We start from the raw sequence: 13,369 nt of genomic DNA on the forward strand, positions 1-13,369 counted from the left end.
CTCACAGGCCGGGTGCCGGACTTGTCGGAGTTGTGTGCGACGCTCGTCCGCCCTCCCGGACACGGTGCCGGCCGGGGCCTCGTGACCCAGGATTTGTTGTCGAGGTGATCAGCGCCGCGCCGCCTCCAGCAGGAGTCGCTGTTCCGCGCGGGCTATCGCCAGGCGGGCGGCCGGGGCGGCGTCGGGGTTCACCGAGACCGACGTGATGCCGAGTTCGACGAGCCGTTCGGCGAACGCCGGGTCGGTCGACGGGGCCTGCCCGCACAGCGAGGTGGTGATGCCCAGTCGGCGCCCGGTGGAGATGATCTGGCCGATCGCGTCCATGACTGCCGGATCGGCGGTGTCGAAGGCGTCGGCGCAGATCTCCGAGTCCCGGTCCACGCCCAGGATCAGCTGGGTCAGGTCGTTGCTGCCGATGGACACGCCGTCGATGCCCATGCCCACGTACTCGGGCAGCCAGTGCACCACCGACGGCACCTCGGCCATCACCCAGCGCCGCAGGCCGCGCTGCCGGCCCAAGGGGCTGTCGTCGATCAGCGAAAGGCAGCGTTCGAGTTCCCATTTGGTGCGGACGAAGGGGGTCATCAGGCCCAGCTCGGGGCACTGTTCCCGGACCCGGGCCAGCGCCCGCAGTTCGAGGTTGAACAGTGCGGGATCGGTGACATAGCGCAGGCAGCCGCGGAAGCCGATCATCGGATTGTGTTCGGCCGGCTCGTAGCCGTCGCCGCCGATCAGCGATCGGTACTCGTTGCTGCGTAAGTCGCTGGTGCGGTAGATGACCGGGCGTGGGGCGAATGCCGTGGCGATCCGGCCGACTGACTCGGCGAGGGCATCGACGAGGGTGTCGCCCTCGCCCCTGGCGATCAGATCATGCGGATGACGGCCGCCGAGCGATTCGGTGAGGATGAACTCGGCACGCAGCAATCCGACGCCGTCGACATCCTGTGCCGCAACGGACTCCGCGGTGTCGGGCATGGCGAGATTCACGTATACCTTCGTCCCGGTGATGGGCGCCGCGGGGGTTGCCGCTTCGGTGACGGTGACCCGTGAGGTGGGTGCCGGCTTCGTCACGTCGCCGGAACGCACCAGGCCGTGCGCGCCGTCGACGGTGACCATCGATCCGTCATCGAGATCTGTTGTGGCGCTACGAGTGCCGACGATGCACGGGATGCGCAGTTCGCGGGCGACAATCGCGGCGTGACAGGTCATGCCGCCGGCGTCGGTGACGATGGCGGCCGCCCGCCGCAACGTGGGCAGCCAGTCGGGATTGGTCATCGGCGCCACCAGGATCTCGCCGTCGGCGAGGTCGCTGCCCTCGGATGGATCATGCAGTACATGCACCCTGCCGGCCACGGTGCCCGGCGCCGCCGACATACCGCGGACGAGGACCGTTCCGTCGGGGGTCGCGGAGTCGTTCAGGGCGGTGATCGGGCGGGTCTGCAACAGCCACACGTCGTCGGCCGTGTCGACCGCCCATTCGAGGTCTTGCGGACTGCCGTAGTGGTTCTCGACGTCGACGGCCAGGTGCGCGACCTTACGTAACTCCGCGGAGTCGAGCACCTGGCGGTCAGCGAGTTCAGGTGGCAGATCTTCGCGGCGATCGGTGCTGTCGTTGCCGCGAACGAGCCGGAAGTCCTGGTGACCGACGTGGGTGGACAACTCGGTCAGACCGTCCTTGGCGACGATGTAGGTGTCCGGCTGCACCAACCCGGACACCACCACCTCGCCGAGGCCGAGGGCGCCCTCGATGGCGAGCTTGTCGTGGTCGCCACTGCTGGGATCGGCGGTGAAGGCGACGCCCGCCTGCTGTGACTGAACCATTTTCTGCACGACGACCGCCATCGCGGGTTCGTCGGAGAAACCGCGGCCCGCGCGGTAGGAGACGACGCGCGGCCCGAACAGCGACATCCAGCACTGCACCACGGCGCCGATGACGGCGTCGGGGCCGACGACATTGGTCAGGGTTCGGTTCATTCCGGCGAACGATGCGTCCTTGCCGTCCTCACCTGCGGCCGACGAGCGGATCGCAACCGGTGTGTCGTCACCGAGGTCGTGATAGGCGGCGACGACCTGCTCACGCACATCGGGTGCCACCCCCGCCTGGGCGACGATGTCCTGCAGTTGCGCGCAGAGTTGCCGCAGCCGCTTCTCGTCGGTGGCCGCGCCGAGCGCGGTGGTGTGTAGTGCGGCAAGCCTGCGGTCGACACCTGCCGCGGCCATCGAATGCCGATAGCACTCGGTGAGCAGGACGAAGCCCGGCGGCACGGGGAGTCCCGCGGCGGTAACCTCACCGAGGTTGGCGCCCTTGCCGCCTGCGTCGTCGGCGTCGGCGAGGGTCAGGTCGGAGAAGCGGCGAACCAGTCCCGACCCCGGCCGTGAGGTCCCTGAGCGTGATGTTCCCGCGGTCGATGTCCCCGCGGTTGATGTCCCCGCGGTTGATGTCCCATTGACTGGTGTCCCGGCGAGTGTCATGTTGCCTCCTCCGATCGACTGTTGCGCATCTGGACGTCGACCCTCGTAAGGTCGGGCTGGTCTCATCGTGCGCCGTCCGGTGGTCGGCATATGCGCTCGCGGGCGATTCGTGACCTCTGGCCGTGGCGACGCCCGCCGAAGGTCCTCAAGGATCAACGGCGTCCGCCACTGGACCGCGGCACCCGCCTGCGGGGAGGCTGGAGCGGGGAGTTCTCGGCGGCTGTCAGGCCGCCCGCGACGACCGGATACCCGGCCGCAGTTCCTCCGGGAACATCGGCCGGTGCGGGTCGTCGGAGTTGTACACGCAACCCCCGGCGTAGGTGTGCTGTCCGGTGCACTGATCGGGTGTCGGGCGGACTTTCCCCCAGATGTAGTTGATCGTTCCGGTCATGCTGTCTCCCTCCAGAACCGGCCGCCCGGGCTGGGGCGTCAACCAGTGCTGTCAGTGTGCGGCGCATACCGTCTACGCGCAGTTCACGAAGGACGACATCACGCACGGGCGGTCGGAGAGAGCAGGGTCACAAGGTTCGATCCGGCGGGTTCCCGGCCTGGTGGACGGTCGGGCGGGGGAGTGGGTGCGGGGCCGGTGGCGTGGTGTCCGGTACTGTGTCGATGCCTGGGGAGTTAGCTCAGTTGGTTAGAGCCGTCGACTCATAATCGATTGGTCGCGGGTTCAAGCCCCGCACTCCCCACCATGACGCGCCCGCCCCGGTGGTTGAGGTGTGAGGCTGCGAGCCTCGAAACCCGGTGAGCTGACAATGTGGGCTCCCCGGGCTTCGGGGCTCGTCGGCTGCCGGTGCCGTACCCCGGTCGGGCGTTGCGGTTGAAAATCAACTCTGAACAGGCGTTTTGTTGTCTGGATCATCCATAGGCTAGAGTCATCTCTCGGTTCGGGTGACACCGGCGAGCGCCGGAGCTACACGGATCGACAACACAATCCCCCATAGCTCAATTGGCAGAGCATTCGACTGTTAATCGAACGGTTACTGGTTCGAGTCCAGTTGGGGGAGCAAGACAAACCCGCTGGTGACGGCGGGTTTTCTGCTTTCTGGGGCGACTTGCGGTACCGACCGCGGTACTCCTGCGGTACTCGGAAGACACCGAAAGTTGCGGATTCTCGGTATAGTGGAAGAGTCCTGATGATGCGCACGCATCGGCCGCGACCATCCTTCGCGGCCGGAGGGACTGCCTGGACCGCGGTGTGGATTGCGCGGTTGGCGGCCTTCGGCCGTCACGGACCGGTGCGACGGAGCCGGCCCGCTACACGTGGCCAGAAGGCGAGCGTCGCCGGGCCGGGGCACCGATTGGCCCCGGTAGCACCTCGATCAGCGAGTCGAGGTTGTTACCGGAGTCGTCCGATGCAACCCATTTCCAACACCGATGATCTGCGCGTGTTCCGCAAGAGCGAAGTCGCCGAGCGGCTGGCCATCAGCGAGGACACCGTCGACCGGCTCATCGCCGCTGGCGACCTGCAGACGCTGCGCCCGCGCAAGCGCGGCGTCGTCGTCCAGGTCCCGGCGGCCTCGTTGAGGGCGTACATCTACGGCGAGTGAGACTCGGCGAGTGACCACCCCCCGAAGCAAAGGGCCTCGGGGGGTCGCGTCGAGGACACCGTCGACCACCTCGATGGCCGATCTCAACTCCTTCTGCGGTTGAGGCTGAAGTGATTCGAGTCAATCTCTGTGACGTGTGGTGAGACACCTGTGCCACCCCTGAGACAATCGGTGTCTCAGGTATTGCTGCAGGTAGTTCGGTATTTCTGGGCTACTGAGCCACCTGAGACGCACTTCCCAAGACTTCATACAGAAGTCGATAGATGCCGTCGTTCGATGCGGTCGTCATTTGGGTTTATAGGGAAAATGCGTCTCAGGTGGCTCAGTAGCGTCGTTTCTGGCCTCTGACCTGCGACGATGAGTGAGACACGAGGTGAGACACCGTTGTCACACCGTGTCTCAGTGTCTCGCCAACTCCTTCTGTGTCGACCGCATCAACCGCGATCGAAGCCCGGTCGCAACTCCTTCTCTGTCGACCGCATCAACCGCGATCGAAGCCCGGTCGCAACTCCTTCTGTGTCGACCGCATCAACCGCGATCGAAGCCCGGTCGCAACTCCTTCTGTGTCGACCACCTCAACCGCGATCGAAGCCCGGTCGCATCTCCTTCTGTGTCGACCACCTCTGAACTAGACCCAGGCGGGGCGAAGCCCCGCCCCCGGGGCTGGGCGGGTGGCCGGATCTGCCGGCGGCCGCCCCGCGTCTTCGGCCACCTCCGACGTGTGATGCAAATCACACAGCGTGTTTGTGAGCGGGTCGACTGCGGCCGTGGGGCGGAATCCCTGGAAAAAGTTCGGCGCATGACGAACAGGGTGAACGAGAAACTCGCAGCGCGCGATCGAGGCCCCTGAATGGGGGTGATGGCGCGCTGAAAATGGGTCCTGACCTGCGCGGTTATGTTCGCGGTCGGTGGACAATGTGGGTCGTGTTGCCTAGCGTCGACGGCGTAAGACACCGGCAGCGGAAGGAGGTGATCGAGATGGCGCAGGACACGGACACGATCTCCACGCCCGAGTTCGCGCGGCGCATGGGCGTCGCCCGCTATACCGCGTGGGAGTGGCTCAGGAAGGGCTTGGTGCCGGGCGCGTACCAGGTGGCACCAAATCACGGATTCCGGATTCCAGCCTCGGCCGTGGAGGAGATGAAGCAGCGCAGCACCGCGGCGTAAACCGCCGCGCGACACATAGATAGCGAAACGACAGAACGCCACCGCATGGGTGGCGTTCTACGGAGTCATGTTTGGCGACGGGCTCCGTGGTGTCCAGGGAAGGACGTTAAAGACAATGACACCATACACCGAAGCGGAAATCGAGCGCGAGCGCGCGGCGATCACGAAGGCGCTGAAGACGAAGACCGTCGGGTCCGGCGATGACAAGCGGACGGAGGTGGTCCGTTCGCACGCAAATACCTCGCTGATCTTCGAACGCGACCCGGTGCTCAAGCATCTGGGTGTGAATGAGATGGGCCACCGTCTGGCCTGGCGAGCGCTTCCGCCGTGGCGGCCGGCGGGCAGCATCCTGCGGCCGGTCGACAACCACGATCTTGCCAAGATCGAGGAGGTGATGAACGGGTATTTCGGCGGCGAACACGCGTCGCTGTCGGAGCGCGCGATTAACACGGCGCGGACGGCGCACGCGGGGTCGCATCCCTTCTCGCCGTGGCGCGACCACATCGACGCGTTACCCGCGTGGGACGGCGTCGAGCGCATCCCGGAGTGTTTGCCGATGGTCGCCGACGCGGGCAGTGCGTATGTGCGACAGACGTTTCTGAACTTTTGGCTGTCGATCATGATGAGGGTTTACGAACCCGGCTGCCAGGTCGACAGCATGCTGGTGCTGCATGGCGCACAAGGTTTCAGGAAGACTTCGTTCTTCCGGTCGATTCCGCCGCCGGATCTGCCGATCGCCGAGCTGTCTGAGGTCCCGAGCGCCTCGGAGAACAAGGATCTGCTGGCGACGGCCCACGAAGCGGCGATCGCGCTGATCGACGAACTGGACAAGCTGCGGAAAAAAGCCGATCAGGCTGCGATCAAGGCGTTCGTGACGGGCCGCGCGGACACGTGGCGCGCCCCATACGGAAAGGTCGATGAGACGGTCCGCCGTCAATTCATCCTGGCCGGCACGACCAATCTCGAGGAATTCCTGCTCGATGCGACCGGCAACCGGCGTTATTGGATTCTCGTGGTGACCGACGTCATCACCGATGAATACCTGTGCCGTGAACGCATGGATCTGCTTCTGGCCGAGGCGCGCGACCGGTACCGGCGCGGCGAGCGTCTGGACTACAGCGACGAGTACGAGGCGCAGGCGTCGGCGGTGCGCGACCGTCACCTCGACGACCCGGTGCGCGCGGCCGTGTGGGACTTTTTGGACGAGCCGAGGGTTTCGGCGGAGGTGTCCGAGGCGGCGTTCGGGCAGGGTTTGCGCGGCGAGTGGCACACCGGTACTCCGGTCGACGTATCGATGGTGTCCGTCGATCTGCTCCTGCTCTACATCCACGAGCTGTCGGACATTAACAAGCTCTCGATGCGTGACGCGCCGACGGTCGCCAAGATCGAGGCCGCAATGGACGCGCACCCGCGATACCGGCGGGCGGATGGCCGCCGCCGGGTCATGGGCAAGCAGGTCCGTAAGGCGTGGGAGATGGTCGAGCCGCCGGAACCGCCGGCTGCGGCGCCGAAGGTGCCGGGACCGACGCCTGGACCGAAGTGGGGTTCGGTACGGACGGCAGCCGACGGACCGTCGACGCCGCTGGCGCCTGTCCTCATCGATCCGCGGTCGATCGTCCCGGCCGTACCGGACAAACCCACTCGGGTAGCCGAGCCGGTGGTGGTCGACGTGAACGCACCGGCGGCGACGCTGTGGCCCCCCGATCTGCCTCCCCTGGCCGAGGTCCCGACCAGCGATCCTTACGCCTGAAGGAGCACAGCATGATCACCGTTTACACCAAACCGGCCTGCGGTCAGTGCATTGCCACATACGCGGCACTGGCCAAGGCCGGCATCGACTACGACGTCGTCGACATCAGTCAGGACGACGAGGCCCGCGACTACGTCATGGCGCTGGGATACCTCCAGGCACCGGTCGTGGTGGCCGGCGACGAGCACTGGTCGGGGTTCCGGCCCGAGCGCATCAAGGGGTTGGCCACCCGAGCGGCGGTGCTGGCATGAGCAACGAGATGAAGGAGGCGGCCGCCGTGACGTTGTGGGATCGACTGCGCGCCGATCATGGCCGGATCTTCATGTGGGTGCTGGTCTGGCTGTTCACCATGTCCTCGGTCGTCGTCAACGGTGCGCACGCGCTCGACGCGATGGGTGACGGGGCGACAGCGTGGATGAGGGCCTTCGCCGTCGCGGTGGCCGGCTTCTTCCCGTTCGCCGGTCTGGTGATGACCGAGGCAGTGCTGATCATGATCCGCTCGTGGCGCACCGGCCGGTGGTGGGTGACCGCGATGCAGGGGCTGCTGGTGACCGCCAGCGGCGTGATGCTCATCGTCGCGTTCTGGCGCAGCTTCAACGCGCTGACCGAGATGGCTGTGCGGCTGGCCATGCCGGCGTCGGACGCCTGGATGCTGCCGGTGCTGACCGACACCGGCATCGTCGTCGGCACGCTCGGCGTCGTGCTCGCCGAGGTGAAGATGAAGCTCGACGAGTTGCCGTCGAGTTGGCCCGACGAGGTCGCCGTCGGCGCGCCCGTCGGGGTGGCGGCGACTTCGGGCGATGAGGTTGGCGGCGAGGCCGCGGCGGCCGGGCGGCCCGCTGGTGGACACCTGGACACCGCGGGGCCGGTGCCCGTGACATCTGTCCGTGGACAGGCCGTCAACGACGGCTTCAGCCCTGACACTGTTGGTGTCAGGCCGGTGGACACGGTGGTCGGCACAGATCCTGAGACGGCATCCAGGCCGAGTGTCCAGGTGTCCACCGGCGTGCTGGACACAGATCCTGACACCGCGCCCGTACCGAGTGTCCAGGCTGTTGACCTGGGCGTGGACACCCTCACCGACCTTGCCATGTCGAGCATGACGACCCCGGCTGACACCGGTGTCACGGCTGACACCGGTGTTCCTGACACAACCGATGGGGGTGTCCGTGACACCGAGATGAGTGTCACGGCTGACACCTCGCCTGTCATGGACACCGGTGTCAAGGCAGCTGTCATGGACACCGGCGATGGCACCGGGCTGGACCTGTCCGCCGTGACAGTGGCTGTCATCGCCGAGGTCGGTACGTCAGCCGAACCGGCCATCGTCGAACGGGCGCTGCGTCTGGGCCTGGACGGGTTGAGTGCCCGCCGGATCAGCGAGGCGATGGCCCCGGACGGACCGAGCCGAACACCGGTGGCGGCGTGGCTCAAAGCGGCCAAGCAGCGGTCCGACTACGCCACGGCCATCGGGTTGGGCGCCGACCGGCCGGCGCTGACCGCGGTGCGGTAGACCCCCGAGACCGTCAGACCCCCGCCGGCCGATTGGCAGGCGGGGGTCTTTTCAGCTGTCGTGGCACAGTTTTCGGTGACGGTGGAGGCTAACGGGGACAGCATTGTCGCCTACCGAGGGTCGACAGTAGAGGCGAACGTGGCCAACAGTGTTGCGGTAGAGGCCTTGATAGCCAACAGTGTCGACCATTGAGAGCCGCCACGAAAGGCCAACGTAGCCAACATCGTTGTGTGAAGGCGTTGATAGCCAACATAATCGGCTATCAACAGCCGTCAGTGGAGGCCAACGTAGCCGACATGGCTGTCCGAAATTACTCGTCAGAAAAGTTCGGTGCTCAATTCCGCCGTCTCGCAACGGCTCTCCGAGCCCAGTCCACGACGACCGTTCCGATGCCGCCGTCACGACCCGGGCGACGCGGGCGGGCCGGGTCGGCGCACCGGTGCCGGTGGTCGTGGCGAGAGTCGGTGCGGCGGTGGACAGCCCGACGTCGCAGGGCCTCGCCTCTCCGCCGGTGGCCTGCCGACGACCGCGAGCGAGCGAGTGGTCGAGGCCGGCCAGCGGGCTGAGCACAGGTCCCGATGGTCCCGCCGAATAGGCCGGGATCGAGGGTTGGTGCGCCCCATGCCCTTTCCGCGCGCAGCGCGGACGTGCCGCCCCCCGCAGGGGCGACGGGGAGGGGCGAGCGAAGCGAGCAGGGAGCGAAGCGACCGACCCCTCCTACGGCGCATAGGAAGGTCCGGTTCGGGCGTTGATACCGGTAGGGGGTAGGGGTATTATCGGTGGGGCCAGGGGTCCCCGCCGATGGTGCGCCTGCCGCCGGTATCCGCCCGGAGCGGAGCTTCGCGGCGGCAGGCGTGGTGGGGGGCGTAGCGATAGCGGAGCGGGGCCCCACCACACCGGACGGTGCCGACGACGAACGTAGTGAGGAGGCGTCATGGCCGAAGGCCAGGGCCAGCGCAGCGCGGCGAGCATGAACTACGCCGAGGTGTGCAGCGAGGGCGCTGCGTCAGACTCGGCGGCGCGGGCGAACATCTCTTGGGAGGCGCAGCGCAAGACCGCGGGGCCGAAGGCCATCGCGCAGTACGCCGCGGGAAACCCCGCGATAAACACGGCGATGACGAAGCACAACATCGATCGGGTCAACGACGGCGCGGGCGGATGGCGCGAGACGAGGTCGATCGCCGAAGTCGTCAAGTATGGCGACGACCGTGTGGCTCGGATGAGCGCAGCGCCCAAGGACGGCAACCGCGTGGCGCTGACGACGGTCGGACAGCTCCCCTGGGCGTATTGCGAACCGGACGGTACCGAGTATCAGGCCGTCGACGGGAACGGGACGCCGAAGGTCTACACCGAGGGTCCGCGAGCCGGGCAGCCGGTGATGCTCCCCCGCTACAAGATCCGCGAGGATCGCCGCGAGGAAGCGATGCGGTACTTCCGCGACTGGCTTGATTTTCAAGCGGAAGTTCTGCCGGGCGGGCACGACGCGATGCACGGCTACAGCATCAATCTGGACGAGAGCCGACCGCACATCCAGTTGCTCTCCGACCCTTTCGAGCCCTACCCCAGCAAGAAGAACCCCGACGCGTTGAAGAGTGGTTACAGCCGAGCATTCGGCCGACATCCGAAGGACCCGATGGTCCCGCAACTCGACAAGTCGGGTCAGCCCGTGATGGGCGACGATGGCAAACCGAAGATGGTCAAGGACGGCCCCAGTGCGAAGATGACGCGCAATCAGGCGGGGCTTCGCGCGTACATGGTCGCGCGCGGATACGAGGTCGATCCTGAACGGGACGAGGCGCGCCACGATCGGCATCTTGGGCTTGCCGACTACAAGGATCTCCAGCACGCCAAGACCGAGGTCCAGTACGCGATGGCCGACGTCGGTGCGGTGATGGGCGAGGCCGAGGCGATGCGTGACGAGTCGGTCGAGGCGAGCATTCGCGCGGCGGAGGCGGAGGGTGATCTCGTCGCCGCCCACGAGACGGCGACCGAGAGCGGTTATGTCGAGGGGTTGACTCGTGGCGAGGCCGCGGTGGCCACCCGCACCGCGGCGCTGGACCAGCGCGAGGCCGGGATCGACGCCGAGGTGGCCCGGCTCGCACTGATCACGGAGGAGGCGAAGGGCGAGGCCATGGTCGTCATGCAGGAAGCGCACGCCGAAGCGGGTGGGATCACCGCCACCGCGCACGCCGCGGCGCAGACGATTGTCGCCGACGCCGACATTGCGGCGGAGCGGATCAGGAGTCAGGCTCGTATTGACGGATACGCGGCGGGGCACGCTGAGGGCGTTACCGCCGGCGCCGAGGCGTGGGAGCGCGAGCACGGTCACGCCTACCGGACCACAGTCCGTACCGAGGTCGAGGCGGGGTTCGCCGACCGCGAGCGCCAGCTTGAACTCAACGAAGCGGCGGTCCGTCGAGGTCAGGAAGCCAATGGCAAGACCGACGACGAGCTGGAGCGTAAGCGTCAGGAGGTCGAGACGCGGTGGGCCGAGGTCAATGCGTTCGATCGCGACGCGGCCGAGCGCGGCATGAACCGCTGGATCTTGGGTGCGATGAAGGCCGACGAGAGGACGTTTGCGCCGCATACGGCATTGCAGCACTTCGCCGACATTGGGCAGTCGAACTACCAGCGCCAGCACGCGCTCGGGCGGGCGGGGCCGAAGAACTTCAGGCAGACCGAGGGTGAGCGACGGGAGGCGGCCCTGAAGAAGACCGCCGCGGCTCAGGAAAAGAACGCCGACGCGGCGAAGATCGCCGGGCAGCAGGACCACGACCAGTCATACGGACAGGATTAGGAAGACGACATGGTGAGGCACTCGTTAGAAACAGAAGCGCGGCTTTTGGACGCCGAGGCGGCTGATTATGAGGCGCAGGCGGACGCGCGCTATGAGCGCAGCGCGCGGTGGTACGGGGGTGGTAGTCCGAATTTCATTCGGTCCCTGGACACCGCCGACGACTATCGGCGCAAGGCGAAGGCGCTGCGTGCCAAGGCCGCCGAGTACAGAGTGCAGGCCGCTCGGGCCCGCGCCGACGAGGAGGGATAGAAGTCATGGCGACGATCGAGGATCTGGACGCGCAGAAGGTGTCGAGCATTCGGCAGATGCTCGCGCAGCCAGGCGGTGCGGAGGCGGTCGCGCACCGCTATGGCGAGGACGCGGCGGACAGCGACGAATACCGTCAGGCCGAGAAGCAGCTCCGCGCATCGCGTGAACGGCAGAGCCGGATGCGCGAGGAGGCGGTCGCCGAGGCCGAGGACCGGGCCCGTGGTGACCGTGCGGCGCAGCGCCGCGAGGAGGCCGAGAAGGTCGAGCGGACACAGGCGCAGCGGCGCGACGAGGCCGGCCAAGTCCGGGGCCAGGACCCGCAGTCGACCCGGTCGACACCGGGTGCCGATGCCCGGGCCGAACGGGTGGCCGCGGCACGGGAAAAGGTCGCGGCGGCCAACAAGGTGGCCGCGCAGCGGCAAGCGCAGGCCCAGGAGGCCGGGCTGAGCATGTGAGCAGAGCACATAGAGGACGAGACCCCGGCACCGCATTGGTGCCGGGGTCTCGTGTTGTCGGTGATCGATCTACGGTGCGACGTCGGTGTGGCTGATGTCGACGAGATCGACCATCGTCTTGGGCATCCCGCCGATGATGAGCAACGCGGTGCCCCTCTCCCTGGGGAGCAGCTCGGAGCCCTCGACGCCCTGGGTGCGGTCGCGGGCGTGCGACGCACGACCGCCGGCGTCGACGGACGCAGTGGTCCGTTCTTCGGGCAAGGTGCTCCACGCGGCTTGTTCGAGGATTTCCTTCTCGGGCGCGCCGGGAAGAATGAGGACGCCGGGGAATGTGTCCCTCAGGATGCGCAGTCCGGCGTCACCCCACCTCGGGGCAAACTGCGAACTCGCCTGACAGGCCGCCACGATCCGCACGCCATAACTCCTGAGATCTGCTATCCAGGCGCCGAGCCTGGGCAACGGCGCTGTCGAGGGGCACTCGTCGATCACCATGAGCAGTGTCGGGATCTTGCCCGCGGCCAGGCGCCAGTGGTTGACGATCGAGGTCAGGGTGGCGGTCGCGGCGGGTGCCGCGGCACCGGTCAGTGGTGAGGTCACATACAGGGTCGCCGGCCCATTGGGCGTCAGGAGCATGTCGGGTGTGAACGGTGGCAGGTCGCCTTGCCCGGCAACACGGCGCAGTGACCACGCCTTGGTGGCCACGCGCATGTTGATGCCGATACTGTCCCGTTGCTTCGGGTCGAGCGACTTGGCGGCGACGAGCGAGTCTCCGTGCAGGCTGTCTATGGTGGCGCAGCGCAGGACCGCGGTGTCCCATGATGGGGTCGAGAGGTCGAGCGGAGCGTCTTCCTCGGGTGGAGTATCGGTGATCAGGCCAATGGTCTGGGCCGCGGCGCGCGCCCACCGGATGCCGCCGCCCCAGACGTCCTTGCCGGTCTCGGGGTCGAAATACCAACCGGCCGCTTGCAAGATTGCTGCGAGCGGTCCTTCGGCCAGGCTCATCCAAAAGCTGTCTCCCCCGCCGCTCTTACCGTCGCCGGCACCCAGCGATCCGATCTCCAGGAGCAGCCCGGCCAGGTCGATAGCACTGTCGTCATCAGTGATGAGGGCGCACGGGTCGCTGGACACACGGGTCAGGCCGAGGCAGTCGACCTCGGCGTCGGTGACCTCACCGGCCAAGTCCATGAGATAGCACGGACCGTACCGTCGTCGCTGCCCGGCGGTCATCGCCGCCAGGTCGCCCTTCGACGACACGCACACAACGGGGCGTCGGCCCCAGGTGGCCGCCTGGATCGAGAGCACCGAACGAGTTTTGCTTGATCCGGTCCGGCCCGACACCAGCAGGTGCGGGGCATCATGTTCGACGGCCCTGCCGTTGACCATTCCGGCGTACGGGACATCAGCGAGTGCCAT

General features: G+C 67.0%; 11 protein-coding genes and 2 tRNA genes. 10 read left to right on the top strand and 3 right to left on the bottom strand.

Features of this window, described 5'->3' with window-relative positions; all coding sequences use genetic code 11:
- Positions 1-108: 108 nt before the first annotated feature.
- The gene (gene ppsA / locus GOAMR_RS02125; RefSeq protein WP_005182165.1) at positions 109-2,472 is read right to left on the bottom strand and encodes a phosphoenolpyruvate synthase; all 2,364 of its coding nucleotides are present in this window, start codon (positions 2,470-2,472) and stop codon (positions 109-111) included.
- A gap of 223 nt (positions 2,473-2,695) precedes the next feature.
- Complete coding sequence (locus tag GOAMR_RS25005) at positions 2,696-2,863, bottom strand: hypothetical protein (protein WP_005182173.1); 168 nt, start codon at positions 2,861-2,863, stop codon at positions 2,696-2,698.
- A 227-nt stretch (positions 2,864-3,090) separates the two neighbouring features.
- On the opposite strand from GOAMR_RS25005, the gene GOAMR_RS02130 reads away from it, so the two are divergent.
- The 10 genes from GOAMR_RS02130 (at position 3,091) to GOAMR_RS23425 (ending at position 11,956) form a co-directional block, all read left to right on the top strand.
- A tRNA-Ile gene (locus GOAMR_RS02130) sits at positions 3,091-3,167 on the top strand.
- A gap of 242 nt (positions 3,168-3,409) precedes the next feature.
- A tRNA-Asn gene (locus GOAMR_RS02135) sits at positions 3,410-3,482 on the top strand.
- A gap of 348 nt (positions 3,483-3,830) precedes the next feature.
- Positions 3,831-4,025, top strand: a complete 195-nt coding sequence (locus GOAMR_RS02140) for a helix-turn-helix domain-containing protein (RefSeq protein WP_040514090.1) — start codon at positions 3,831-3,833, stop codon at positions 4,023-4,025.
- A gap of 978 nt (positions 4,026-5,003) precedes the next feature.
- Positions 5,004-5,192: a MerR family transcriptional regulator gene (locus GOAMR_RS02145; RefSeq protein WP_005182178.1), complete on the top strand. Its 189-nt coding sequence runs from the start codon at positions 5,004-5,006 to the stop codon at positions 5,190-5,192.
- Positions 5,193-5,307: 115 nt separating this feature from the next.
- Positions 5,308-6,942 (top strand): VapE domain-containing protein, encoded by a 1,635-nt coding sequence (locus GOAMR_RS02150; RefSeq protein ID WP_005182180.1) that lies wholly within the window; start codon positions 5,308-5,310, stop codon positions 6,940-6,942.
- 11 nt (positions 6,943-6,953) lie between these two features.
- Positions 6,954-7,193 (top strand): glutaredoxin-like protein NrdH, encoded by a 240-nt coding sequence (nrdH, locus tag GOAMR_RS02155; RefSeq protein WP_005182182.1) that lies wholly within the window; start codon positions 6,954-6,956, stop codon positions 7,191-7,193.
- Entirely contained in the window at positions 7,190-8,455 is a 1,266-nt protein-coding gene (locus GOAMR_RS23420) for a hypothetical protein (RefSeq protein WP_005182183.1), read from the top strand. The genes nrdH and GOAMR_RS23420 overlap by 4 nt, the downstream gene beginning before the upstream one ends.
- Before the next feature lie 934 nt (positions 8,456-9,389).
- On the top strand, positions 9,390-11,252 hold the full coding sequence (locus GOAMR_RS02165) for a hypothetical protein (protein ID WP_005182186.1): 1,863 nt from the start codon (positions 9,390-9,392) through the stop codon (positions 11,250-11,252).
- A 9-nt stretch (positions 11,253-11,261) separates the two neighbouring features.
- Positions 11,262-11,501, top strand: a complete 240-nt coding sequence (locus tag GOAMR_RS02170) for a hypothetical protein (RefSeq protein WP_005182187.1) — start codon at positions 11,262-11,264, stop codon at positions 11,499-11,501.
- A 5-nt stretch (positions 11,502-11,506) separates the two neighbouring features.
- On the top strand, positions 11,507-11,956 hold the full coding sequence (locus tag GOAMR_RS23425; RefSeq protein ID WP_005182190.1) for a hypothetical protein: 450 nt from the start codon (positions 11,507-11,509) through the stop codon (positions 11,954-11,956).
- Positions 11,957-12,025: 69 nt separating this feature from the next.
- Here GOAMR_RS23425 and GOAMR_RS02185 read toward each other — a convergent pair whose 3' ends face one another.
- Positions 12,026-13,369 carry a type IV secretory system conjugative DNA transfer family protein gene (locus tag GOAMR_RS02185; protein ID WP_005182194.1) on the bottom strand — a complete coding sequence of 448 codons (1,344 nt, stop codon included), beginning with the start codon at positions 13,367-13,369 and terminating at the stop codon, positions 12,026-12,028.

This window comes from Gordonia amarae NBRC 15530, from assembly GCF_000241345.1.
Taxonomy (GTDB): domain Bacteria; phylum Actinomycetota; class Actinomycetes; order Mycobacteriales; family Mycobacteriaceae; genus Gordonia; species Gordonia amarae.

Coding starts and splice junctions, on each gene's coding strand:
- ppsA (WP_005182165.1), bottom strand. CDS start 2,472: ATGACACTCGCCGGGACACCAGTCAATGGGACATCAACCGCGGGGACA.
- GOAMR_RS25005 (WP_005182173.1), bottom strand. CDS start 2,863: ATGACCGGAACGATCAACTACATCTGGGGGAAAGTCCGCCCGACACCC.
- GOAMR_RS02140 (WP_040514090.1), top strand. CDS start 3,831: ATGCAACCCATTTCCAACACCGATGATCTGCGCGTGTTCCGCAAGAGC.
- GOAMR_RS02145 (WP_005182178.1), top strand. CDS start 5,004: ATGGCGCAGGACACGGACACGATCTCCACGCCCGAGTTCGCGCGGCGC.
- GOAMR_RS02150 (WP_005182180.1), top strand. CDS start 5,308: ATGACACCATACACCGAAGCGGAAATCGAGCGCGAGCGCGCGGCGATC.
- nrdH (WP_005182182.1), top strand. CDS start 6,954: ATGATCACCGTTTACACCAAACCGGCCTGCGGTCAGTGCATTGCCACA.
- GOAMR_RS23420 (WP_005182183.1), top strand. CDS start 7,190: ATGAGCAACGAGATGAAGGAGGCGGCCGCCGTGACGTTGTGGGATCGA.
- GOAMR_RS02165 (WP_005182186.1), top strand. CDS start 9,390: ATGGCCGAAGGCCAGGGCCAGCGCAGCGCGGCGAGCATGAACTACGCC.
- GOAMR_RS02170 (WP_005182187.1), top strand. CDS start 11,262: ATGGTGAGGCACTCGTTAGAAACAGAAGCGCGGCTTTTGGACGCCGAG.
- GOAMR_RS23425 (WP_005182190.1), top strand. CDS start 11,507: ATGGCGACGATCGAGGATCTGGACGCGCAGAAGGTGTCGAGCATTCGG.
- GOAMR_RS02185 (WP_005182194.1), bottom strand. CDS start 13,369: ATGGCACTCGCTGATGTCCCGTACGCCGGAATGGTCAACGGCAGGGCC.